General features: G+C 56.4%; 18 protein-coding genes and 1 tRNA gene. 6 read left to right on the top strand and 13 right to left on the bottom strand.

Annotated features, from left to right (window positions below; all coding sequences use genetic code 11):
- Positions 1-30: 30 nt before the first annotated feature.
- Entirely contained in the window at positions 31-3,228 is a 3,198-nt protein-coding gene (locus tag ACT8X9_RS05255; protein WP_444268342.1) for a tape measure protein, read from the top strand.
- Between the two features lie 2,801 nt (positions 3,229-6,029).
- Positions 6,030-6,905, top strand: a complete 876-nt coding sequence (locus tag ACT8X9_RS05260; RefSeq protein WP_444268343.1) for a sigma-70 family RNA polymerase sigma factor — start codon at positions 6,030-6,032, stop codon at positions 6,903-6,905.
- A 468-nt stretch (positions 6,906-7,373) separates the two neighbouring features.
- Here the strand turns inward: ACT8X9_RS05260 and ACT8X9_RS05265 are convergent, their stop codons facing one another.
- The 4 genes from ACT8X9_RS05265 to ACT8X9_RS05280 are packed head-to-tail and all read right to left on the bottom strand — an operon-like array spanning position 7,374 to position 8,996.
- Positions 7,374-7,760, bottom strand: coding sequence for a nucleotidyltransferase substrate binding protein (locus ACT8X9_RS05265; protein WP_270565331.1), 387 nt, complete (start codon positions 7,758-7,760; stop codon positions 7,374-7,376).
- Positions 7,744-8,028: a nucleotidyltransferase family protein gene (locus ACT8X9_RS05270; protein ID WP_444268344.1), complete on the bottom strand. Its 285-nt coding sequence runs from the start codon at positions 8,026-8,028 to the stop codon at positions 7,744-7,746. The genes ACT8X9_RS05265 and ACT8X9_RS05270 overlap by 17 nt, the downstream gene beginning before the upstream one ends.
- A gap of 18 nt (positions 8,029-8,046) precedes the next feature.
- Positions 8,047-8,763, bottom strand: a complete 717-nt coding sequence (locus tag ACT8X9_RS05275; RefSeq protein WP_444268345.1) for an SHOCT domain-containing protein — start codon at positions 8,761-8,763, stop codon at positions 8,047-8,049.
- 2 nt (positions 8,764-8,765) lie between these two features.
- Positions 8,766-8,996: an antitoxin gene (locus ACT8X9_RS05280; RefSeq protein ID WP_444268346.1), complete on the bottom strand. Its 231-nt coding sequence runs from the start codon at positions 8,994-8,996 to the stop codon at positions 8,766-8,768.
- Positions 8,997-9,352: 356 nt separating this feature from the next.
- On the opposite strand from ACT8X9_RS05280, the gene ACT8X9_RS05285 reads away from it, so the two are divergent.
- From ACT8X9_RS05285 to ACT8X9_RS05300, 4 genes are all read left to right on the top strand, one after another.
- Complete coding sequence (locus ACT8X9_RS05285) at positions 9,353-9,685, top strand: hypothetical protein (protein ID WP_444268347.1); 333 nt, start codon at positions 9,353-9,355, stop codon at positions 9,683-9,685.
- Positions 9,686-9,745: 60 nt separating this feature from the next.
- Positions 9,746-10,096 (top strand): hypothetical protein, encoded by a 351-nt coding sequence (locus ACT8X9_RS05290; RefSeq protein ID WP_270565324.1) that lies wholly within the window; start codon positions 9,746-9,748, stop codon positions 10,094-10,096.
- Between the two features lie 421 nt (positions 10,097-10,517).
- Positions 10,518-10,817 carry a helix-turn-helix transcriptional regulator gene (locus ACT8X9_RS05295; RefSeq protein ID WP_444268348.1) on the top strand — a complete coding sequence of 100 codons (300 nt, stop codon included), beginning with the start codon at positions 10,518-10,520 and terminating at the stop codon, positions 10,815-10,817.
- A gap of 14 nt (positions 10,818-10,831) precedes the next feature.
- Entirely contained in the window at positions 10,832-11,128 is a 297-nt protein-coding gene (locus ACT8X9_RS05300) for a hypothetical protein (protein WP_270565321.1), read from the top strand.
- Positions 11,129-11,379: 251 nt separating this feature from the next.
- Here ACT8X9_RS05300 and ACT8X9_RS05305 read toward each other — a convergent pair.
- The 9 genes from ACT8X9_RS05305 to purB form a co-directional block, all read right to left on the bottom strand.
- A tRNA-Thr gene (locus tag ACT8X9_RS05305) sits at positions 11,380-11,454 on the bottom strand.
- Positions 11,455-11,606: 152 nt separating this feature from the next.
- On the bottom strand, positions 11,607-12,464 hold the full coding sequence (gene rsmA / locus ACT8X9_RS05310; RefSeq protein ID WP_444268349.1) for a 16S rRNA (adenine(1518)-N(6)/adenine(1519)-N(6))-dimethyltransferase RsmA: 858 nt from the start codon (positions 12,462-12,464) through the stop codon (positions 11,607-11,609).
- 23 nt (positions 12,465-12,487) lie between these two features.
- Positions 12,488-13,822, bottom strand: coding sequence for a S41 family peptidase (locus ACT8X9_RS05315; RefSeq protein ID WP_444268350.1), 1,335 nt, complete (start codon positions 13,820-13,822; stop codon positions 12,488-12,490).
- 163 nt (positions 13,823-13,985) lie between these two features.
- Positions 13,986-15,284, bottom strand: a complete 1,299-nt coding sequence (locus tag ACT8X9_RS05320; RefSeq protein WP_444268351.1) for a murein hydrolase activator EnvC family protein — start codon at positions 15,282-15,284, stop codon at positions 13,986-13,988.
- A gap of 12 nt (positions 15,285-15,296) precedes the next feature.
- A complete protein-coding gene (locus ACT8X9_RS05325) occupies positions 15,297-16,202 on the bottom strand; it encodes a cell division protein FtsX (protein WP_444268352.1) in 906 nt (301 codons plus the stop codon).
- The gene (gene ftsE / locus ACT8X9_RS05330; protein WP_227619913.1) at positions 16,199-16,891 is read right to left on the bottom strand and encodes a cell division ATP-binding protein FtsE; all 693 of its coding nucleotides are present in this window, start codon (positions 16,889-16,891) and stop codon (positions 16,199-16,201) included. Before ftsE ends, ACT8X9_RS05325 begins: the two co-directional genes overlap by 4 nt.
- 207 nt (positions 16,892-17,098) lie before the next feature.
- Entirely contained in the window at positions 17,099-18,184 is a 1,086-nt protein-coding gene (locus tag ACT8X9_RS05335; protein WP_227619914.1) for a PucR family transcriptional regulator, read from the bottom strand.
- 262 nt (positions 18,185-18,446) lie between these two features.
- On the bottom strand, positions 18,447-19,151 hold the full coding sequence (locus ACT8X9_RS05340) for a pseudouridine synthase (RefSeq protein ID WP_444268353.1): 705 nt from the start codon (positions 19,149-19,151) through the stop codon (positions 18,447-18,449).
- Positions 19,152-19,325: 174 nt separating this feature from the next.
- Positions 19,326-20,771 (bottom strand): adenylosuccinate lyase, encoded by a 1,446-nt coding sequence (gene purB / locus ACT8X9_RS05345; protein ID WP_227619916.1) that lies wholly within the window; start codon positions 20,769-20,771, stop codon positions 19,326-19,328.
- Positions 20,772-20,823 lie beyond the last annotated feature (52 nt).

The raw sequence follows: 20,823 nt of genomic DNA on the forward strand, positions 1-20,823 counted from the left end.
ATATAATATTTTAGAAAGGAGATCTTGCTGTTGAATCTGTTTACTCTTTCGGTTGAGCTTGGAATGGATCCCTCGGAATTTGAGCGTGGCATTTCACAAGCCAAAACCAAGACGGCAGCCTCAGTTACTGAAATGAAGTCGCAATACAAATCGTTGGCAGCTTCACTGGGCGGCTATCAGAGCGCTTTTAACAAGGCTGCTGCACAATACGGCACACCGTCCCAAAGCGCGCAGAAATACAGCGCAAAGATAGCCGAACAGAGACAGAAGCTGGACGAATGTCGGAAATCGCTGGAAGCTGTAGGCGTTTCAGTGGAAGATGTTGGCCGGAAAATGGAACGTGCCTCCGCTAAAACAGAGAGCCTTTCCGTGCCTTTTTCCGGATTGAGTAAGACGCTGACAGGTGCTTTTACAAAATCACAACTGATTGCAACGGCAATCACCAGCCTTGCAGGAAAATTTGCGTCTTTTGGAGAAGGCGTGGTGAAGCAAGGCGCGGATTTCAACCAGGCAATGGAAAAATACCGCGTTGCGTATACCAACATGCTTGGATCCGCAGAACAGGCGCAGGCCGTTTTGAACCAGATCAAGCAGGATGCAGCACACACGCCGCTGAATGTTGATTCGCTGGTTCAGGCAAACCAGCTGCTTATCAGCGCAGGCGTAGACGCGGGCAAGGCCCGCAGCACGATTCTGGCACTGGGCGATGCAGTATCGGCTACAAGTGGAGGCAATGATGCTTTGTCCCGTATGGCTGCGAACCTGCAGCAGATCAAAAACGTGGGCAAAGCCAGCGCTGCGGACATCAAGCAATTCGCAATGGCTGGCATTGATATTTATGGCATTCTGGCCGACTACACGGGAAAAAGCACCGCCGAAGTGCAGAAAATGACCATCAGTTATGATCTGCTGACGGCGGCCCTGCAAAAGGCATCCGAAGAGGGCGGGCGTTATTATAACGCAATGGAAACCCAGAGCCAGACAATGAGCGGCCGCATTGAAACCCTGAAAGACAATTGGTCGCAGCTGCTTGGAACGCTTACAGAAGGCCTGACGGAGACGGAAGGAAAACTCGTAACAGCTGCTTCTGGGTGGGTGCAACGGCTGCAGGAGGCCTTTGAGACGTCCGGTGCAAACGGTCTGATGCAGGCGGGTGGTCATATTGTGGACGACATCGCAACCGGAATTTCCGACGGTATTCCCTCTCTTGCCACACAGGCAGCAGGTGCTGTGCAGAATTTTGCCCTGTATCTGCAGGACAACACAGGCCAGATCGTGGATACGGGCGGACAACTGCTGACCAGTTTGGCAAACGGGATCCTGAGCACGGCCCCCATAGTTGCGAATGCTGCTGTACAGACAGTTTCTTCGTTTGCTGTGGAGCTTTGGAACAATGCGGACGAAATTTTTACAGCTGGTGCGGATTTGCTGGGGAAACTGGTTGAGGGATTTTTAAGTTTGACCGGCAATGTAATTGAAGCTATCGGGAACATCACTGCGGCGATTGTCACAAAGATTTTTTCGACGGATTGGGTGCAGATCGGCAAAGATATTGTTTCGTCTATCGGTCAAGGCATCCTTAACGGAGTTTCAGCAATGTCTGGCCCACTTGATCGGCTGTCGTACAAGCTGAACCATGCTCTAGGTAAAAACGGCTATGAAGAAAACACATTTGAGGCGTGGGCCGCTGCCAACGGTAAAACGTCCGAAACCAGATACCAGCAAGGCAGCCCGAAAGATGCTGCTTATTGGAAGCGATACGGAGACAGGCTTGCCCGGCAATACGGCCTGAATGAAACAGGGCTTGATACCGGAAGCAACGGAACGGACACAACGTCCGGAGAAGATACCACTAAAGCTACAAAGACCGGCTCCACCACCGAAACGGTCATTTCGTCTATCTCCAGCACGGCTACGACCACCGCGCAGAATGCGCTGGGCACTGTGACCACCAGCATCCAGACTCTCACCGAAAAGGTCAAGGACAGCGCGGGCAGCATCAAAGACCGCATCACCGAGACCACCACCACGACCGGCAAGGAGATGGTGAACGGCGTCGCCACGACCTTTAAGCAGATCGAGACCAAAGTCAACGGCACGGTCACAAAGGTCACAAAGACCTATGACGACATGTCAAAAACGCTGCTGGGCACCTTTACCAACGTCTCGGAAACCACCTTTGACGGCATCACTACAAAGGTGCAGCAGGCGGTGGAAAAGTACGCGGACGGCAGCGAGCATATCAAGAAGACCGTCACAGAGACCGGCCAGCGCATCGGCGAGAACGGCGCGGAGACCTACGAGAAGATCATCACTTACATCGACGGCATTCAAGATAAGGTGACGGAGACCTCCAACGAGATCGACAAGAGCGTAAAGGGTACCCAGAGCCGCATTGATCAACAGCTGAGCGAGGCTTCCGGCCAGCTGGATAAGGGCATTTTCGGGCTGGTAAAGAACACCTTCAAAGACGCCAAAAACGGCGACTGGGCAAGTCTTGGGTTGGATTTTGTCAATCTGATCTGGGGCGAAGTGTCGCAGGGACAGCGTAATGTGATCTCTGATTGGCTCAATAAGGCACTGACCGCGGTCAATGAGGGCTACTTCAGCGGCGGCATCGGCAAGGCATTTGATATCTTCCAGAAGCTTTTTGCTGACGGCGGGGTAAAATCCGATATCGACGGTGTGACCAATTCGGTCAAGGCTTTTGGCGAGATCGTCAACGGTCTTGCAGGTTCCGGCGGCGTGGGCGGCGCTCTGGGCAGCATCGTCCAGAGCTTTTCCGGCATGGCAGGCGGCATCACCTCTGCACTGGGTGGCATCGTGTCCTTTGTGGCAGCGAACCCCGTCCTTGCCCTGATCCTGGGCGTGGGCGCGGTCGCTGGCGGCATCGGCCTTGCCATGTGGATGAACAAGAAGAATGACCAGCAGCCCGTCAGCCACTACCAGAGTCCCTTTGACAAGACCGGCGTGTATGACAGTCTGGGCACCTTCTCCACCCGCGCGGCCCTGCAGTACCGCGTTACTGGCCAGCAGTCCGTTGTTGACCGGCAGACCAGCATTCTGGAACGCATCGAAGGGATGCTGGACGAGCATCTGCCCGACATCGGCAAGGGTCAGGTGGTCATGGACTCCGGCGAGCTGGTGGGCGTGCTGTCGCCCCGCATGGCGACCAACGTCGATGCACGCATCGGCGTGACGGTGACACGGAAAGCAAGGGGTGTGTAAAACTGCCGGAAGGCGCAAAATAAGAGCCTGACAGGAATTTGTAAACACAATCACGCGCGTATGTTGTGCGCTTCGGAAAAAGCCGAAGCGTAAAGGCTGGCACGAGTTTGTTCACGCGACTATGCGCGTGCGTATCGTGTCATTAAATTCCAGCCCGGCGGGGTACATAAGGCCGTTGTCACTCTGTGTGGCAGCGGCTTTTCTGCGCCGGGGTCGTGAAACACGAGGGGGTCTGCCGGGATGGGGTAGCAAAACGTTACCCCATCCAGCAAAAGCAACTTTCCCCCACGAGTGGAGGAAGATATGCTCAATTTTGAGCGCATCTTTCGGCACGGCTGCCGAATATTGGTTACTAAAATTTTAGTAAGCGATTTTCCCCAGTTTTACGGGGAAGCATCGCCACAAGTGGTAACGGCGTGCACACGTCTGTGCATGTTTCCCAGCTTGTTGGGAAGATTCTTCGCCACGAGTGGCGAAAACCGATGCACCTTCCTATTCGACCACTTGTGGACGAAAAAACGTTGCCAGAAGTGGCAACGTCGCATCATGTTGCGATCTTTTTCGGAAAAATCCGAAAAACTCACGGCGCACATTTTTGAGCTCCGTCCCCACAAGTAGGTATGCCTAAAAATGGGCACCCCCGCAACGGCCTAAATTCGGGTGAGGTGAGCCTGACTCACCCCATCGATTAAAGGACCTCGCGTTTCACGACTCCCTTTGACGGCTGAAATTTAAGTCCTCCTGTCTAGTAGCTGATTTTTCAGCCGCTAAACAATATCCTCTGGCAGCTGAATTTTCGGCCGCCGATTATACCCTGCTGCTTCCAGACGGTGCATGACGAAACATTATACTCCTCAAGGTCGGCAAATCGCCGGGCTAGACAGTGCGCTGCTGGTACTCCTTGAAACAGGGAGTACCGGTGTGTCCTGAAACGGGGCATACCCGCCGGCATGAGATCATCCGCAAGGGGGCGGCGTTTTACCGCCCCCTTAAGGCTACGGTGTTTCACCGTATCCCTGTGCAGGTGATTTCCCGTCAGTGGGTAGATCAACTGCCCTGCTGCCCTATTTCACGGCGTAGGGGTGCCCCAAAGTAAAGCCTCCTTGCAAGGGGGGAACGAATCGTTACCCCCCTCTGCCCAAATGGCAGTCCAGCCCGGAGGTGTATCGCGTTTCACGATAGACCTAAACGGTGCATTCTGTTTTAGAACGTACCCCCTACTCCGCATTTCATGGTATAGGGGTGTTCCGTTTTGGAACCCCCTTCATCTGGTGGCCGAAAATTCGGCAACCAAAGATCACAGCGCAGTTTTGCGCGCTGGTTCACAAGCCGCTGCACATCCGCCGGGGTGTCCCCAGTTTTGGGGAGACCCAGAGCATCACGGCATTTTCATTTGCACACAGCATAAAAACAAACCGCTATGCGCTTTTTCTATGCGTCAAAATGTGGTATAACGGGGATATAAATTGGACTTTAGTGGCGTCGTCGGGATTGGCTGGACAGTTTTGTCTCACCAATGAACCTGTACAAATTTGTGCGGGTTGAAGGGGGTGTGTCCCAAAATGGACAGCCCCCTACGGCCCACGCAGCAGGCGCCGAGAGCGGCCCCGTACCGAACGGTACACCCCCAGAACAAGCCTTTACGGTCTGCGGTTATTGGTCAAACATTTTTGTGAAACCAATGTTGGATGCTCATTTTTGAGCGGGCAATCTCGCTTTGCATATCTGGAAAGCAACGGCAGACAATTTTGTCCACCGTGCAATGCGGTCAAAAATGACTGTGTTCAAAACCACTACCCTGATTCAGGGTGATGGTCAGGGCCGATTTTTCGGCTCTAAGTGGAGTCTGCGAAGTTTTGCGCATACTTCGGGTATCGTTAATTTTAACGTACCCCCGGCGGTGTAAGTCTGGCTTAGGTCATCGTTTTGGTGACCGGGCCAAAGGGGTCATTGTTTTGGTGACACCCCGGCGGAAAATACCGTCGCGGTTTGCGACACTATTTCACGGATAACAAAAATGTGACCCGTCTTGCAAAACTGTCATTTTGGCAGTTTTATAACCAGCGGTGAACAAAACGTTCACCCCTTTGCCGGTGTCTGATACTGGCCCTATTGCTCAAAAATGAGCGAAAGTACTATCTTCCAAAAACGGAAGATAGGTTTTGCTTCTCCGATTTGGGAAGCGAGAGAACGTGACCTTTTCCCCACTTGCGGGGAATTTGTGACGGAACGAAAAAAGCTATCACACAAAATTGTGAAAAAGGTTGTGCGGGTAGATATGCGCAAAACTACGCACATCTTGGGTCAGCGCTGAAAATTCAGTTTTGACAGCCCCGGCGGTTTTTCGGATTTTTGCGAAAAACCATTGAGGCAAAGGAGAGCGGAATTTTCCGCCACTAAAAGGACAGTCCCAAATTGGGCTGTCCCGGAAAACAGACATCCCCAATTTTGGGGAGATGTGTCCAGTTTTGGACTGATCTATGCGCCGCCGGGGTGCGCAAAAATCTATTGGACAAAAATGTCCGAAATCCCCAAGCGGTGGGGAAGCGGTGAAAAATTGGCTTTTTCGCAGTTCTGAGCTTTACTCAAAATTGAGTAAAAGGTGGGCGGTGAATCGCCGCCCCCTGCCCGTGAATGTGCGGATTTGTGCGGCATAAAAAAGAGAGCGTCAATGTGCGCGTTTGTGCGCACTAAAAAAGCGGAGTGCGTAGTTCGTTCACACAGCCACGCGCGCCCGCGTATCGTGTCCATAAATTCGTATTTTGAACAAAAATGCACACGAAAAAAGGAAGGATACAGCAATGGAACAGAAACAGGCAAAAAATGACCAGCAGGCCACAAACGCGGCCCTTGCAACTCTGGCAGCCGCCGGGAATACCTTTGCTTTGGGCCAGCTGTGGGAAGTCAACAAGGGCTTTATTCGGCGGCAGCTGTGGCAGTGGTTCGAGAAGAACAAGCCTGTTGCTGACAATGCGGGCCTGTCCTTTGAAGATTTGGTACAGGAAGGATATTTTGCAGTAGACTATGCCGCCAAGCACTACAGCGCAGAACAGGGCAATTTCACAACGTATCTGAGCTACGCACTGTTGAAGCAGATTCGCACCGCCATCTGTGGAGAGCACACACGGGGTGTCACCACCGATGACGGCAGGCGCGTGGCTGTATCTGCAAACCCGCTGAACGAGTGCAGCAGCCTTGACGTTCGCCTTGATGAAGCGGACGAAGGCAGCAGCACCAAAGGGGAAACCATCGAAGATCCGGCGGCTACACAGGCGTTTCAGCAGGCAGAGGATGGTGTTTACACCGAGGAGTTACACACAGCCCTTGAAACAGCCATGACCCAGCACCTGACCGAGCGGGAAGCAGCTGTTTTGCGCAGTCGTTACTATGACGAAAAGAGCCTCCGGGCCGTTGGCGTGGAACTTGGCGTACAGGCCGAGCGCGTGCGTCAGATCGAGGTTAAGGCAATTCGCAAAATGAAGGGGCTTTCCTCTCTCCAACGCTGGCATGATGATGTGATCACCACCAGAGCATGGCGCGGCACCGGCTGGAACGCATGGAACCGCTATGGCAGCGTTCAGGAACGCACGGTGGAATACTGGGACGAACAGGTGAAGAAATACGAGGAGCATGTGCGCGAGCTGGTCGAGAAGTACGGAATCTCTGCCATCATTTGACCTGCACCCCGCCGGGCGCGCTGGACAGTTTTGCAGTGACCGCGCGGTGAAAGTACAGTGTTTCATGCAAACTGTGAAGCGGTGGTAAAGCGGTGATAAAGCGCCTCCCGATCTCGCACATATCGTGTCTGAAAAATTTCCGGATTTTCCGGCAGCTATAAAAAAGAAGCGCCAAACCACGGCAAGCAGGGCGCTGTGGTACCAACACAGCCGCAGCAAGCAGTGTCTTTGTATGTACAAAGCCCCTTGCCTTGCAAGGACTTGTTGGGCAGCATCCCAAACCCTTTGACCATGCAGCACCCGCCGGGCGCAGCGCTTCAGCTACACGATTCTGTTGACCTAAACAAAATCGCTGCATGAACAAAGCCCACAGAACGCGTCAGCGCGCGCCTGTGGGCTTTTCTTGTTGCTTGTGGGTGAAATTCCTTACCGTGGTCTTATCTGCGCTCTGACGGCCCCGGCGGGCTATCAGTCGCGGTAGAACTTGCCCAGCGCTTTGAGCAGCGGCAGAAAATCGTTGCAGATCTGTGCAGCCACATCCTCGGCGGTCTTTTCATCGTAGACGTGGGAAGTGATGTTGCGGGCCGTGATGATCTTGTTCCATTCGTCCGCGTCTTGAATGATACCGGCGGCAAAGGCTTCTTTCAGCACGGCGCGCGGGGTGGCAATGGGCGTTGTGCTGCCTTGATCTTCCAGATACTCCTTGATGGACTTCCATGCCAGCTCCACCGTGAACTCAAACCGCTGGATCAGGCCGTCACGGTAAAGGGCATCTTGCTGGCTTTTCTGGTAGATGACTACAGCCTGTTCCAGCTGCGCCAGCGCGCTGATATAGTGCTCAATCTTCTGCAGCATAAAGGGTTACACCGTCCTTCTTGATATTTTCGATAAACACCGGGTTCATACCGTCCGTGATATGCACGATGTCAAATTTCAGCAGCGTGGGCAAGTCCTCGCAGTCCATCCAGAAGTTTGCCCGATTGCTCTCTGGCATCCCATACACGGCCAGATCCACATCACTGTTATAGCGGTTGTCCCCTCTGGCACGAGAACCGAACAGCACAAGCCGCCGGGCTCCATGCTGGCGGGCGAGTGCTGCCAGCTGCTTATACAGTTCTTCCATGTTCATTCCTCCCCGGCGTCACAAACCCAGCAGTTGGGCTTTCTTGGCATTGTACTCTGCTTCCGTAATAGCGCCCATATCCAGTAGCTGCTTAAACTTCAAAAGCTCATCAGCGGCGCTGGGGGCAGCCGGAGCGGCAGCCTGCGGCTTCTCCTGGCTGACTTTGCAGCTCTTGAGAAACGCAGTCATTCCGCCGGGATAAACCGTTGTCGGCAAGCTGCTTTCGCCCAGTGGAAGCGCAAAGTAAATAGACACGCTCTCTTTACTGCGGCCCTTGCGGGTCTCTGTTTTAGCGGTGGCAGCGCCCACGATCGCACCCACAGGACCGGCAACGGCTGCACCGATCACGGCCCGGCCAATGCCTCCTTTGGTCTCTGTCACCGTCAAATCGTCAGGCATATCAGATTCATAACCGGCGACTTCATCAAAGCTGTAGATCATGCGAGGGCCTTTATCACCGCTGCGGTGCCCAAAGCAAAACAGCCGGTTAGTTTTGTCGATGGACACAAAGAGCGCGTCACCATCATAGATGGAATCGGTTTCTTTGAACACCTTCCGACGCTGTTCCAGTGTAGCCCAGTAGTCCGCAAGGGCGGCTGTTGACTGCTTTGCTGCCCGGAAACCCAGCTTAGAATAGAAAAAGTTGCTGCAGCTGGCGCAGATCAGGCCGTCCGCGCTTTTCTCACGGTTCAGCAGGCCCAGCTTGCCGCCGCATACAGGACAGGTATTTGCCATGATTACACCTCACTCTTTTCTACTTCCCCGGCGGTGCCCTCTGTGGGTATATCCGATTCAAGCCGCTGCCGAATCGCTTCCACAATATAGGCGTTCAGGCTTTCGCCTTTGGCATCTGCCGCCGCCTGAACTTCATCCTTCGTGGGGCTGGTTTCTTTTTTCAGAACGAGATTCACGCGATCATATGCCTTTGCGTTCCATTTATTGTTTGCCTTTGTTCTGGCTGTTCCCATGCTAACACCTCTTTTCTACTCTATTATAGCGCATTCAATACACTTGCGCAAGTGTACAATTTGTACTTATGCAATGGTAAATCTTTGTGCATTCCGTATATTGAATGTACTTGTGCAATGGTATATAATAAAGACACAGCAAGGGAAGCACGACCGGAAGGCAAGGGGCGAAGTAAGAACCGGGAGCGCTGTAAGCCGTGAACGCATGCTAAGTCAGTAACCCACTTCCCGATCAGCTGTATAAAAGAAAATGGCTCGGTGCCGTCTACCAAACACACACCGAGCCAAACCCACAAATGAGGTCAGCCCCATTATACCAAAGGCTGGCCCGCAAGTAAAGAAGCGAGGTCATAACGATGAAAAAGTACAATCTCTCCGAGATCATGCACAAGGCATGGAAGCTGTACCGCAAGGGCGTGAGCAGCTTTGCCGAAGCCCTGCACCGGGCATGGAACAGCGCAAAGGCTGCCCCGGTCAACGCCCAGCGCATCGAGGAAGCCCGGCAGGCCGCCGGGATCACCGAGCCGGTAAACACTTGGGCAGGCTGGAAAGCCGCCGGGTACATGGTGGAGCACGGTGCAAAGGCCCTGTTTCAGGCAGTGCTGATTCACAGCAGCAAGGGAGACGGCCAGATCTACCGGGCATCGTTCTTCGGTGCATCACAGGTGAAGCTGCTGGAAGCGCAGTAACACGATCAGGAAGGCCCGGCGGGGGTATGTGAAGCCCGCCGGGGAAAAAGGTGAAAGTGGATGGCAAAGAGCAGTGCAAAGCCTCTACCGCGCTGGATGAGCGCAAAAAGGGACTGCAGAGAGGCCCGGTTTGTTCAGATCGGCAATTCCCTGCTGTTTCATGAAAAGTTCCGCAGTCTGAGCGCAGGCGCTTTCAAGCTCTACATCTGCTGTGCAATGGAAGCCGCCGGGAGCATCAACTTTCAGATTCCAGCATCAAAGGCGGAACAGTACGGGATACCGCCCCGATCACTTGCCCGGTATATCAAAGAACTAGAGGGGGCGGGGTTCATTCAGACCGACCGCAGCGGAAAATCAACCCGGACAGCAAATGACTATTCGTTCTGCTTCCGCTGGTTGGATGATGGATGATTCTTTATCATTGACCACACCAACAAAAGAACGGGAGCAAAGGGAAGACAACACCGGGCAAGGCATTCAGCGAATTCTATTCAGTAGGCCCATAGGCCCCGCCCTCGTTTTCTTCCCCTTGACCCCTGCTTTCCCCGGCTCTAAAGCCGCACACTTTTTTCGGGTATAGATGGCTATATATAGTATATGTCTGCCAAATTGGCATAGTCCGGAAAAAGAAGAAACAACGTAGAATCGTATTCGCACTATGCCAAAATGGCACAGTCTAGCCCGGTTTGTATTAGCTACACTATGCCAGAATGGCAGACGGTAGAGCCTTACACTATGCCAATCTGACCTAGCCAAAATTTCATAACCCCGGCAGGTGTCACCAAAACAGTGACCCCTTACCGCCGGGAACCGACATAAGGAGGAAGTCACAATGAATGACATTCGAGCAATGATCCGGGAGCGCGGTCTGAAGCAGGAGAACGTGGCAAGAGCGCTGCAGATATCCACCAACACGCTGAATAAGAAGCTGAACGGGGAGACCGAGTTCCGGCTTTGCGAGGCCAAGACACTGGCAGCTCTGCTTGACACCAGCGTGGACGCCCTGTTCTTTGGCGATCCGGGCGACCAGAAGGAGAACATGATCGACGCAATCAACACCCGTCTGCAGAAGGCAGCACCGGACAAGGTGCGGCTGGTCTGGATATTCGCAAGCGGCATTATCAAAGCCTGAAGGGGGGCAAGACAATGATCCTGACTGCAAAGCAAGTGGAAGCGTTGGACGTGGGAACTACGATGGGGCGTCTGGCCGACCTGAAGAACCTTCTCTTTATCATGGACAGCTGGATGACCGCACGCGGCAAGGCGGATGAACTCAATCGGGAAGCCGATTGCAGTAAGTACGATTTGGAAGCCCTCTGGCACGAACTGCCCATGTATTACACACTTCTGTGGAGCATCATTGAAGCCATTGACAAGTCACAAGCTGAACTGCTGGACACAGCAAAGACACTGGATGCACTGAACATCTTGAAAGGGTACTGAACCCCATATAGCACAAGAGCCCGCCCGGCTACAACACCGGACAGGCTTTTTTGCTATCAAACAGGCGGTAAACAGGCACAAAACCGCCCCGCCGGGCATCCGGCGCAAGGCACATTGTGAGGCACACGGCAGATTGTTTTTTGACCGGCAAGGCACAAACAAGGCACTTTCCAGCCCTTTCGAAGCCTATGTAAAGCAAGAAACCCCACGATTTACACCGTATTTTCAACGGTCAATCGTGGGGTTTTTCTTGGAGCTGGTGACAGGAGTTGAACCTGCAACCCACTGATTACAAATCAGTTGCGCTGCCATTGCGCCACACCAGCAAAGCGTACCCTCTCGCATCGCGCAGGGTACTTTAGTAGAATACCAGAAACTTCCCCGGTTGTCAATATCTTCTGCGGCTTCTGCCTCAGAATGCGAAAGCGCCCCGCCGCTCCTGACAGAACGGCGGGGCACCTGAGTGGTTTCGTGAGTGTTACTGTGCGGCCATTGCCCGCTGGATGGCGGCGAAATCTTCTAGGGTCAGGGCCTCAGGGCGGATGCGGGCATCAAAGCCCGCCGCCTCGATGGCGGCGATGATTTTCTCCTTTTGCAGGCCGAGACCACTGGCGATGGCGTTGGCTGCGGTCTTGCGGCGCTGGCCAAAGGCCGCGCGGATGAGGGCGAAATAACCGTCCTCATCCTTCACCTGCACGGCAGGAGCGGGGCGGATGTCCATCCGCACGACGGCGCTGGTGACTTTTGGGGCCGGGTAGAAACTGCCCGGCGCGGCAGTAAACATCAGCTTGGAGGTGGCGTAGTAGCTCACAGCACAGCTGATGGCGCTGGAGGCGCGGGTGCCGGGCGCAGCAGCCAGACGGTCGGCGGCCTCCTTCTGCACCATGACCGTCAGGTTCTGGATGGGCAGGCGGTCGCCCAACAGCTTCATGACGATGGGGCTGGTGATGTAGTAGGGCAGATTGGCGCAGACGGCCACCGGCATCCCGGGGAACTCCTCCTCAATGAGGGCACGGAGATCCACTTTCAAAACATCTTGTAATATCAGCTTAAAATTATCCACACCGGCCATTGTTTCGGCCAGCAGAGGCGGCAGACGCTCGTCCACCTCGATGGACACCACCTTGGCGGCGCGGCTGGCCAGCTCTTTGGTCAGCACACCGATGCCGGGGCCGATCTCCAGCACGCCCCAGTTCTTATCGACGCCGCTGGCATCCACGATCTTCGGAGGCAGGCCGGGATTGATGATGAAGTTCTGTCCAAAACCCTTGGAAAGCGCAAAATCGTATTTTTCGCACAGGGTACGGATCACGGAGAGGTCGGTCAGCTCCGGCATAGTGTTTTTTCCTTTCTCTTATCTCAAGACGCGCTTTCCACGCTGGAAGCAACTGCCTCCGAGGAAGCCTCGCCCTCCCCTGCTGCCTCGGAAGAGGCGGCGGCGGAGTCTGCTGCGAGGTCGGCATCGTTCACGCCGCCTACGGTGGTGGTGCCGGTGAGCTGCTGTGCGCAGCTGACGGCACGCTGGATCTGGGGGTCGGTGTCGAGAGTGTAGTCGTAATAGCTTACCTGCTCGTCCGGGGTCAGTGGACGCTCCACGTCCACGGTCAGGCCGGTGCCGTCGAAGCAGGAGCCGTCGCCGCAGATGAGCTTAGCCACCGTGACCACCACAGCACTGCCGTCCGAGAGGCGCTGAGGGCTGCTTTGGATGGTGCCCTTGCCCATGGTGCTGCTGCCCACGAGGCGTGCGCCGCACAGGGAGCGCAGGCTGGACGCAAACAGCTCTGCCGCGCTGGCGGTGTTCTCGTTCACGAGGCAGACGGAGGGCTGGCTGATGACGGTGTCGTCGGTGCTGCTGCCCAGCAGGGTGCGGTTTCCGGTCTTATCCTCGGCATAGGCCAGCACACCTTCCGGTGCGACGAGGTCGATACAGCTGATGGCATCGTCGAGGATGCCGCCGCTGTTGTCGCGCAGGTCGAACACGAAGCTCTGCGCACCGCTGGCGGTCAGGCTGCGCAGGGCAAAGTCCAGCTCACTGGGGGTGGAGTTGTCGAACTGCCAGATCTTGATATAGCCCACATTGTCCTGCACCATGGCGGAATCGACGCTGTTGGCCGTGAAACCGTAGTGGGTCAGGTCAGCGGCGTGCTGGGCGTTCTCGCTGTCCAGCCAGACCACATTGACGGTGATGCCACTCTCGCCCCGGAGCTTGTTCTGGACGGCCTCTGCGCTGCCCAGACTCTTGACGTCCGTGCCGTCGATGGTGATGATGTAATCGCCCTTTTGCAGGCCGGCCTCCTTTGCGGGGGACTCGTCGTACACCTTGGTGACCTTGGCGTAGCCGGACTGGTCGATGGCCAGCTCCACGCCGATGCCGATCAGCTTGCCGCTCTGGGCATTGAGCAGGTCGGTGTAGGCCGAGGCGGTGTAGTAGCGGGCATACTTGTCGCCGGTGCCCAGCAGATAGCCTGCGGTCAGACGGTCGTACAGCATCGTCTCGTCGATGTCGTAGTAGTCGTTGGCACGCACATAGCGGTCTACTTCGGCCACCTTGTTGTACATGCTCTCCTTTTCCTTCACGCTGGTGACGGTGCGGTCAAACAGCCGCATCGCCAGCAGCATCGTGATGGAAAATGTGACCGTCATTGCCAGAATGACGATGGTCACAGTCATCCCTACGGAAATTTTACGGTTCATTCAGTTTTCCTCCCCGGTTCAGACCAAAAGCATCAGGACGACGCTGCCCAGCACCGACAGCAGGAATACTCCCGCCAGCAGCAGACAGCCCGCCCGAAGGATACGCTTGCGTTTTTGCTCGTTCATTTCGCCTTATGGCCTCCTTTGACCCCTCGACACAGTATTATTTCATAGGAATATAACCACGGGGATTGACTGCATTGGCCTTGGAGCCGCCCTTCCACACCTCAAGGTGGAGATGGTTGCCCGTCGAGTTGCCGGTAGAGCCGACATAGCCGATGAGTTCGCCCTGCTTGACGTACTTGCCCGCCGACGTTGCCACCGAGCGCATATGGCCGTAGAGGGTGGAGTAGGCGTTGCCGTCCGACATTTTGCCGTGGTAGATGATGACGTAGTTGCCGTAGCCGCCGCTGGACCATCCGGCCACCTGCACATAGCCGCTGGCGGCTGCGTAGATGGGGGTGCCGGCGGGGGCGGCGAAGTCGGTGCCCGCGTGGAGCTTGTTGACACCCGAGACGGGGTTCTTGCGCCAGCCGTATTCACTGGAGATGCGGGTATAGCTCTTGAGGGGACAGATGAAGCCGCTGAAGCTCAGCTGCGGCTTGCTGGCCGCTGCGGCTGCGATGAGCTTCTGGATCTCCTTCTTGACGGCCTCGTAGTTCATCTCATCCGACTCGATGGCCGCCTGCGCGTCCTTCTGGGCCTGCTGGGCCTCGGCGGCGCTCAGGCGGGCCTCCTTGACGCTGGAGTTCAGCTCGCTCTGCTTGCTCTGCATCTGCTTGTTCTGGGCACTCAGCTCGGCCTTTTTGTTCTGCAGCTGGGTGCGCTCCGCCACAAGCTGGGTGCGGTCGTTCACAAGGCTCTCACGGGCGGCTTTCATGGTATCAAGGATCTCGGTATCCTTCACCGAGATGTCCTGCATGACCTCGTTGAAGGTCAGCAGCTCGTACAGGTCGTTCACCGAGCTGAGCATGGCCACGCTGCCGCCGTCCCGCAGCTCCTGCATCGCGGCCATATGGCTCTTGAAGCCTTCCCACTGGTCGGCGATGTCCTGCTCCTTCTGGGCGATCTCGGCCTGCTTGGCGCTGATCTGCTGCTCCTTGACGCCGATGCTGTTCTGCACCTCGGCGATCTGGCCCTGAAGCACGCTGATCTGGCTCTGGATCACCGAGACCTTTTCCTTCAGCTCAGACTCGAGGGCCTTTGCGGCAGCTTCCTTCTTCTTGGCGTTGTTCAGCTCTGTCTTATGCTGCTGGATAGACTGGGAGAGCTTATCCAGCTTATTCTGCAGCGAACTCATGCTGGTGGCCGCGCTGGCCGGATAGACCGTCATGCTCAGCACAAGGCAGGCCGCCGCCACAAAAGCGCAGGCAGCACGCATCATGACCGAGTGGCCGGAGGGCTTTGCATGGCGGGGCGAGTGGCGCAGGACGAAGCCTGCGGAATGCTTATCGTGATACACAGTAGGCCCTCCTTACACATTAAGGTGCTTGCGGATGGAGAACATACTGCCCAGACCGCCCACCAGAGCGCCCGCCACGAGGCTGTAGGTCAGGATGGTGGGCCAGACGTTTTCCAGCGGCACCAGAGCCATGCCCATGAGCATCTGCCACAGACTGCCCAGTGTGGGCGAGATCTCCACGATATAGGCGTAGCCGCCGATGCTGGCCGCCGCCGTGATGATGCCGGAGATGAGGCCCATCACCAGACCCTCGATGACGAAGGGCAGGGTGACGAGGGCGTTGGTGGCGCCGACGTACTTCATGATCTCGATCTCGCGGCGGCGGGCAAAGACGCTCAGCCGGATGGTGGTGCCCACCGTGATGATGCTCACCGCCATCAGCACCAGCACGACGATCCGCCCGGCCTTGGTGACGGCCTTCTGGACGTCCACGAAGGTCTTGGTCATCTCGATGGGGGCTGTGACGCTGTAGACGCCCTCAATGGCCTCGAATTTCCTGCTCATGGCCTCCATCTGATTCAGATCTGACAGGGAGACGCGGTAATTTGCTTTAAAGGGGTTGTCGTTCTCGAACTCGTCCAGTAGGTCGGCGTACTCGGACATATAGCCCTTGTACTGGTTCAGGACGTCCTCTTTGGACATATACTGCACCCGGCTCACCCCTGCGGTGCTGCCGATGGCCGCGCCGACCGACTCGATGAGGGTGTTGTCGGCCTCGGGGTCCACATAGACCACCATCTCGTTCTGAGTGCCCAGATAGTTGACCATGCTGTCCACGTTCACCTCGACGAGACTGGCGAAGGTGTTCAGGGTCATGCAGACGCTGAGCGAGGCGATGCAGGCAATGGTCATGGCCCAGTGCTTGCCGAGGTTGCGCACGCCGCGCCGGGTCAGGAAACCAAACGTCGAGATTTTCATGCGTGCACCTCCTCGCCGAAGCTGGCCGGGACGTCGGAGATGATGCGGCCGTTCTTCAGGGTGACGGTGCGGCGGTTGAACCGGCGCACCAGCTCATGCTCGTGGGTGACGACCAGCACTGTGATGCCCATTTCGCTCACCCGCTCCAGCAGCTCCATCATCTCAAGGCTCATCTCGGGGTCGATGTTGCCGGTAGGCTCGTCCGCGATGACCAGACGAGGGCTGTGGGCCAGAGCGCGGGCCACGGCCACCCGCTGCTGCTCGCCGCCGGAGAGGAACTCGGGGTAGACCTTTGCCTTATCCTCCAGATGCACCAGCTCCAGCATATAGTTGACCCGCTCCTTGATGTCCTTCTTGCCGATGTTGGTGACGTGCATCGCAAAGGCGATGTTCTCGTAGACCGTCATGGTCGGGATGAGGCGGAAGTCCTGAAAGATGATGCCCATCTGGCGGCGGAGATAGGGCACTTTGCCCCGGCGCAGCCGGGCGACATCCTTGCCGTCCACGAGCACGCGGCCCTCTGTGGGCAGCTCCTCCCGGAGGATGAGCTTGAGCAGGGTGGACTTGCCTGCACCGGAGTGTCCCACCAGAAAGACGAACTCGCCGTCTGCCACATGGAAGTCGATGTCCTCCAGCGCGGGCTTGTCGCTCCTCTTGTATATCTTGGTGACATGTTCAAAATCTATCATGAGTATCTTGCTCCTGAAAAGTTATTTGGTACAGAAGTTCCAAGCTTAAACCTCTCAGTCTCGCTTCGCTCGACAAGGCCGGGTTGCGGCACGGCGTCAGCCGTGACGGAAAGGTTGTCCATACAGGCTATAACAAAAGAAACCGGCCAGCATCGGGGTCGAGCGGCCGGTTTCGGCGTCCGCAGCCGGGGCGGCTGAGACGAAATATCAATATTTGGCCGGATTGTTGGACAGGTACTTCTTGACCATGAGCGCTACCTTGAACACGATAGCGTCGTCGAACTCACGCAGATCCAGACCGGTCAGCTTTTTGATCTTTTCCAGACGGTACACCAGCGTATTGCGGTGGACGAACAGGCCGCGGCTGGTCTCGGAGACGTTCAGGTTGTTCTCGAAGAAGCGCTGGATGGTGAAGAGGGTCTCCTGATCCAGACTCTCGATGCTGCCCTGCTTGAACACCTCGCGCAGGAACATCTCGCAGACCGTGGTGGGCAGCTGATAAATGAGGCGTGCGATGCCCAGATTGTCGTAGCGGATGATCTGCTTCTCGGTATCGAACACCTTGCTGACCTCCATGGCGATCTGCGCTTCCTTAAAGGAAGTGGCCAGATCCTTCACGTTGGCGATGGGGGTGCCGATGCCCACGACAGCCTTGATGTAATGCTCTCCGGACAGGGTATCCACGATGCTGGCAGCCAGCTTCTCCATATCGGAGCGGTCGATGCCCTTGCGGATCTCCTTGACCAGAACGGTGTCCGTCTCGCTGATGTTGAAGACGAAATCCTTCTGCTTATCGGGGAACAGGCTGCTCACCACGTCGTAAGCGGAGATGTCGCCGCCGCTGGTGACGCGGACGATGAACACCACCCGGGAGACGTCGGTGGCAAAGTGCAACTCGCGGGCCTTGGCGTAGATGTCGCCGGGCAGGATATTGTCCAGCACCACGTTCTTGATAAAGTTGGACTTGTCGAACTTCTCGTCGTGATACTGCTTGATGCTCTGGAGGCTGATGGACAGCAGCGCGGCGAACTGGCCCGCAGTCTCGTCAGCGCCTTCCACGAAGACGGCATAATCGTTATGCTTTGCGCTGGAGAACTGCTGATAGGTGTAGCCATCCCGCACGAAGCGGTCTCCGGCCGTCAGACGCTCTGCCATAAAGCCCTCGCGCACCTCGCCGATCAGATTCAGCTCCGAGCAGGAGATGACAGCGCCGGTCTCATCCACCACGCCGACCACACGGTCGATCGCGTCCTTCATCTGGTAGATCACGCTCTGAAATACTCTATTGGCCATAAATGGATACCCCTTTTCCTCTCTTGTGCAAACCGCAGGTGGCGGGATTGTGATTTTCAACAATTTCGCCGCATTACATTTTATATTTTACACAAAAGAATTTACTTTTGCAACATATTTCACCAAAAAAAATTCTTCTTTCTTGTTGAAATTATCTTTCGGGGCATTTTCAGGGCCAAAAAGGGCCTTTCTGCGTGGTTCTGAGAGCTATTTTACCGGCAAATTGTGATACTTTTTTGAAAAAGGGGTGAAAAGCGCCGCCTCACCCCGTGGTAATTTTCGCCACTTCGTCGGCGGTCAGCTCCCTCCACTGGCCCGGCGCAAGGCTCTCGTCCAGCATAAGGCCGCCGATAGCGTCCCGGTGGAGAGCATTGACGCCCGCGCCGTAGATGCCGAACATCCGCTTGATCTGGTGGTAGACGCCCTGCCGCAGCAGGACGCGGACGGTCAGGCCGTCGGGCGTAAGGGCAGACACCTCTGCCGGAGAGAGGGCCGTGCCGTCGGCCAGCGTGACGCCGGCGGCAAAGCCTGCGCGCATCTCCTCCGTCAGCGGGGTGTCGATGGTGACGGTGTAGGTCTTGGAGACATGGCGCTTGGGCGCGAGGATGTCGTGGGCAAAGCCGCCGTCGTCCGTCAGCAGGACAAAGCCGGTGCTGGTCTTGTCCAGCCGCCCCGCCGGGAACAGCTCCCGCCGGGGGTAGGCGTCCCCCACCAGATCGACGACGGTGGTGTTCCTCTTGTCGGTGGAGGCGCTGACGACGCCCTCGGGCTTGTTGAGCATGAGGTAGACGAACTGCTGGTAATCAAGCGCCCTGCCGTCCACTGCCACGGCATCGGCGGCCTTCAGCTGGGTGTCCCCTTTCTTGCAGACCGCGCCGTTCACGGTGACGCGCCCTTTTGCCAGCAGCGCCTTGGCCTCGCTCCGGGTGCATTGGGCCGTCTCGGCCAGATATTTGTCGAGTCGCATGGTGTTCTCCTGATTCTCAATGTTTTGTGCGGATATATTGTAGCATTTTAGGTAGAACGGTTCAAGGCTCTTCCTTTGGGAGAGGCTTTTGCAGTGCCCCAAAAAGCTTTGTCTCAAAACAAAAGAGAGAACGCGCAGCAGCGTTCTCCCTTTGTGAGCTAATGTTTTGAAGCCTTAGACACTCAGATTCGCATGCTGCTCCACAGCATCCGGATTCGTGTCGAAAATGGGCTTGAGGATGTGGGCAATGAACTCCTCCACCTGCTGGGGAGCACGGCCCACGAAGTTTTCGGGCACAAGGCCCGCTGTGATCTCTTCCTTGGTCAGGCCAAAGGCGGGGTCAGCGGCGACACGGTCTACCATATCGTTGGGCAGGCCCTCTTCCTTGACCTGCTTGCCGGCGGCGATGGCGTGCTGGCGCAGGCGCTCGTGCAGCTCCTGACGGTTGCCGCCCTTCTCCACGGCCTGCATCATGATGTTCTCGCTGGCCATGAAGGGCAGCTCCGCCATCAGGCGGCTGCGGATGACCTTCGGGTAGACCACGATGCCGTCGGTGACGTTGAGCATGATGTTCAGGATGGCGTCGGTGGCGAGGAAGCCTTCGGCCATTGCCACCCGCTTGTTGGCGCTGTCATCCAGCGTCCGCTCGAACCACTGGGTGCCAGTGGTGAAGCTGGGATTGAGCACATCCACCATCAGGTAGCGGCTCAGTGCGCAGATGCGCTCGCAGCGCATGGGGTTGCGCTTGTAGGGCATGGCAGAGGAACCGATCTGGTTCTTCTCAAAAGGCTCTTCCATCTCCTTGAAGTTGGCCAGCAGGCGCAGGTCGGTGGCAAACTTCATGCAGCTCTGGCCGATGCCGGCCAGAGCATTCAGGATGAAAGCATCCACCTTGCGGCTGTAGGTCTGACCGGACACCGGGATAACGGCCTCGCGGTCGAAGCCCATCTCCTCGGCGATAGAGGCATCCACGGCGCGGATCTTATCGGCGTCGCCCTTGAACAGCTCCATGAAAGAGGCCTGCGTACCGGTGGTGCCCTTGACGCCGCGCAGCTGCAGGGTCGCAAGGCGGTGGTCGATCTCGTTGAGGTCCATCACCAGCTCGTTGGCCCACAGGGTGGCACGCTTGCCCACGGTGGTGGGCTGGGCGGGCTGGCAGTGGGTGTAGGCCATGCAGGGCATATCCTTGTACTCCTCGGCAAATTTGGCCAGCTTTGCCAGCACGCCGATGAGCTTCTTGCGCACCAGCTCAAGGCCCTGACGCATCACGATGATGTCGGTGTTGTCGCCGACGTAGCAGCTGGTGGCGCCCAGATGGATGATGCCTGCTGCCTTGGGGCACTGCTGGCCGTAGGCGTAGACATGGCTCATAACGTCGTGGCGCACCAGCTTCTCCCTCTCGATGGCGACCTCATAGTTGATGTCGTCCACATGAGCTTCCAGCTCGGCCACCATCTCGGGGGTGATATTGGTCAGGCCCTGCTTCATCTCGGCCCGGGCCAGCGCCACCCACAGACGGCGCCAGGTGCGGAACTTGTTGTCATCCGAGAAGATGTACTGCATCTCATCGGAGGCATATCGGGTGGAAAAGGGGCTGATATAACGGTCATGCTGAGACATTAAGCTGTCCTCCTTGGGTAAATTTTGCAAAAGGCTCAACCTCTCAGTCTCG

The organism is Faecalibacterium sp., assembly GCF_052358865.1.
Lineage (GTDB): Bacteria > Bacillota > Clostridia > Oscillospirales > Ruminococcaceae > Faecalibacterium > Faecalibacterium butyricigenerans.

What these genes read in the sequence shown, in the direction of transcription:
- ftsE (WP_227619913.1), bottom strand. Translation starts at nt 16,891, where the DNA reads ATGATAGATTTTGAACATGTCACCAAGATATACAAGAGGAGCGACAAG.
- ACT8X9_RS05285 (WP_444268347.1), top strand. Translation starts at nt 9,353, where the DNA reads ATGAAAAAGTACAATCTCTCCGAGATCATGCACAAGGCATGGAAGCTG.
- ACT8X9_RS05315 (WP_444268350.1), bottom strand. Translation starts at nt 13,822, where the DNA reads ATGAACCGTAAAATTTCCGTAGGGATGACTGTGACCATCGTCATTCTG.
- purB (WP_227619916.1), bottom strand. Translation starts at nt 20,771, where the DNA reads ATGTCTCAGCATGACCGTTATATCAGCCCCTTTTCCACCCGATATGCC.
- ACT8X9_RS05260 (WP_444268343.1), top strand. Translation starts at nt 6,030, where the DNA reads ATGGAACAGAAACAGGCAAAAAATGACCAGCAGGCCACAAACGCGGCC.
- ACT8X9_RS05300 (WP_270565321.1), top strand. Translation starts at nt 10,832, where the DNA reads ATGATCCTGACTGCAAAGCAAGTGGAAGCGTTGGACGTGGGAACTACG.
- rsmA (WP_444268349.1), bottom strand. Translation starts at nt 12,464, where the DNA reads ATGCCGGAGCTGACCGACCTCTCCGTGATCCGTACCCTGTGCGAAAAA.
- ACT8X9_RS05265 (WP_270565331.1), bottom strand. Translation starts at nt 7,760, where the DNA reads ATGCTGCAGAAGATTGAGCACTATATCAGCGCGCTGGCGCAGCTGGAA.
- ACT8X9_RS05280 (WP_444268346.1), bottom strand. Translation starts at nt 8,996, where the DNA reads ATGGGAACAGCCAGAACAAAGGCAAACAATAAATGGAACGCAAAGGCA.
- ACT8X9_RS05335 (WP_227619914.1), bottom strand. Translation starts at nt 18,184, where the DNA reads ATGGCCAATAGAGTATTTCAGAGCGTGATCTACCAGATGAAGGACGCG.
- ACT8X9_RS05295 (WP_444268348.1), top strand. Translation starts at nt 10,518, where the DNA reads ATGAATGACATTCGAGCAATGATCCGGGAGCGCGGTCTGAAGCAGGAG.
- ACT8X9_RS05290 (WP_270565324.1), top strand. Translation starts at nt 9,746, where the DNA reads ATGGCAAAGAGCAGTGCAAAGCCTCTACCGCGCTGGATGAGCGCAAAA.
- ACT8X9_RS05275 (WP_444268345.1), bottom strand. Translation starts at nt 8,763, where the DNA reads ATGGCAAATACCTGTCCTGTATGCGGCGGCAAGCTGGGCCTGCTGAAC.
- ACT8X9_RS05325 (WP_444268352.1), bottom strand. Translation starts at nt 16,202, where the DNA reads ATGAAAATCTCGACGTTTGGTTTCCTGACCCGGCGCGGCGTGCGCAAC.
- ACT8X9_RS05340 (WP_444268353.1), bottom strand. Translation starts at nt 19,151, where the DNA reads ATGCGACTCGACAAATATCTGGCCGAGACGGCCCAATGCACCCGGAGC.
- ACT8X9_RS05270 (WP_444268344.1), bottom strand. Translation starts at nt 8,028, where the DNA reads ATGGAAGAACTGTATAAGCAGCTGGCAGCACTCGCCCGCCAGCATGGA.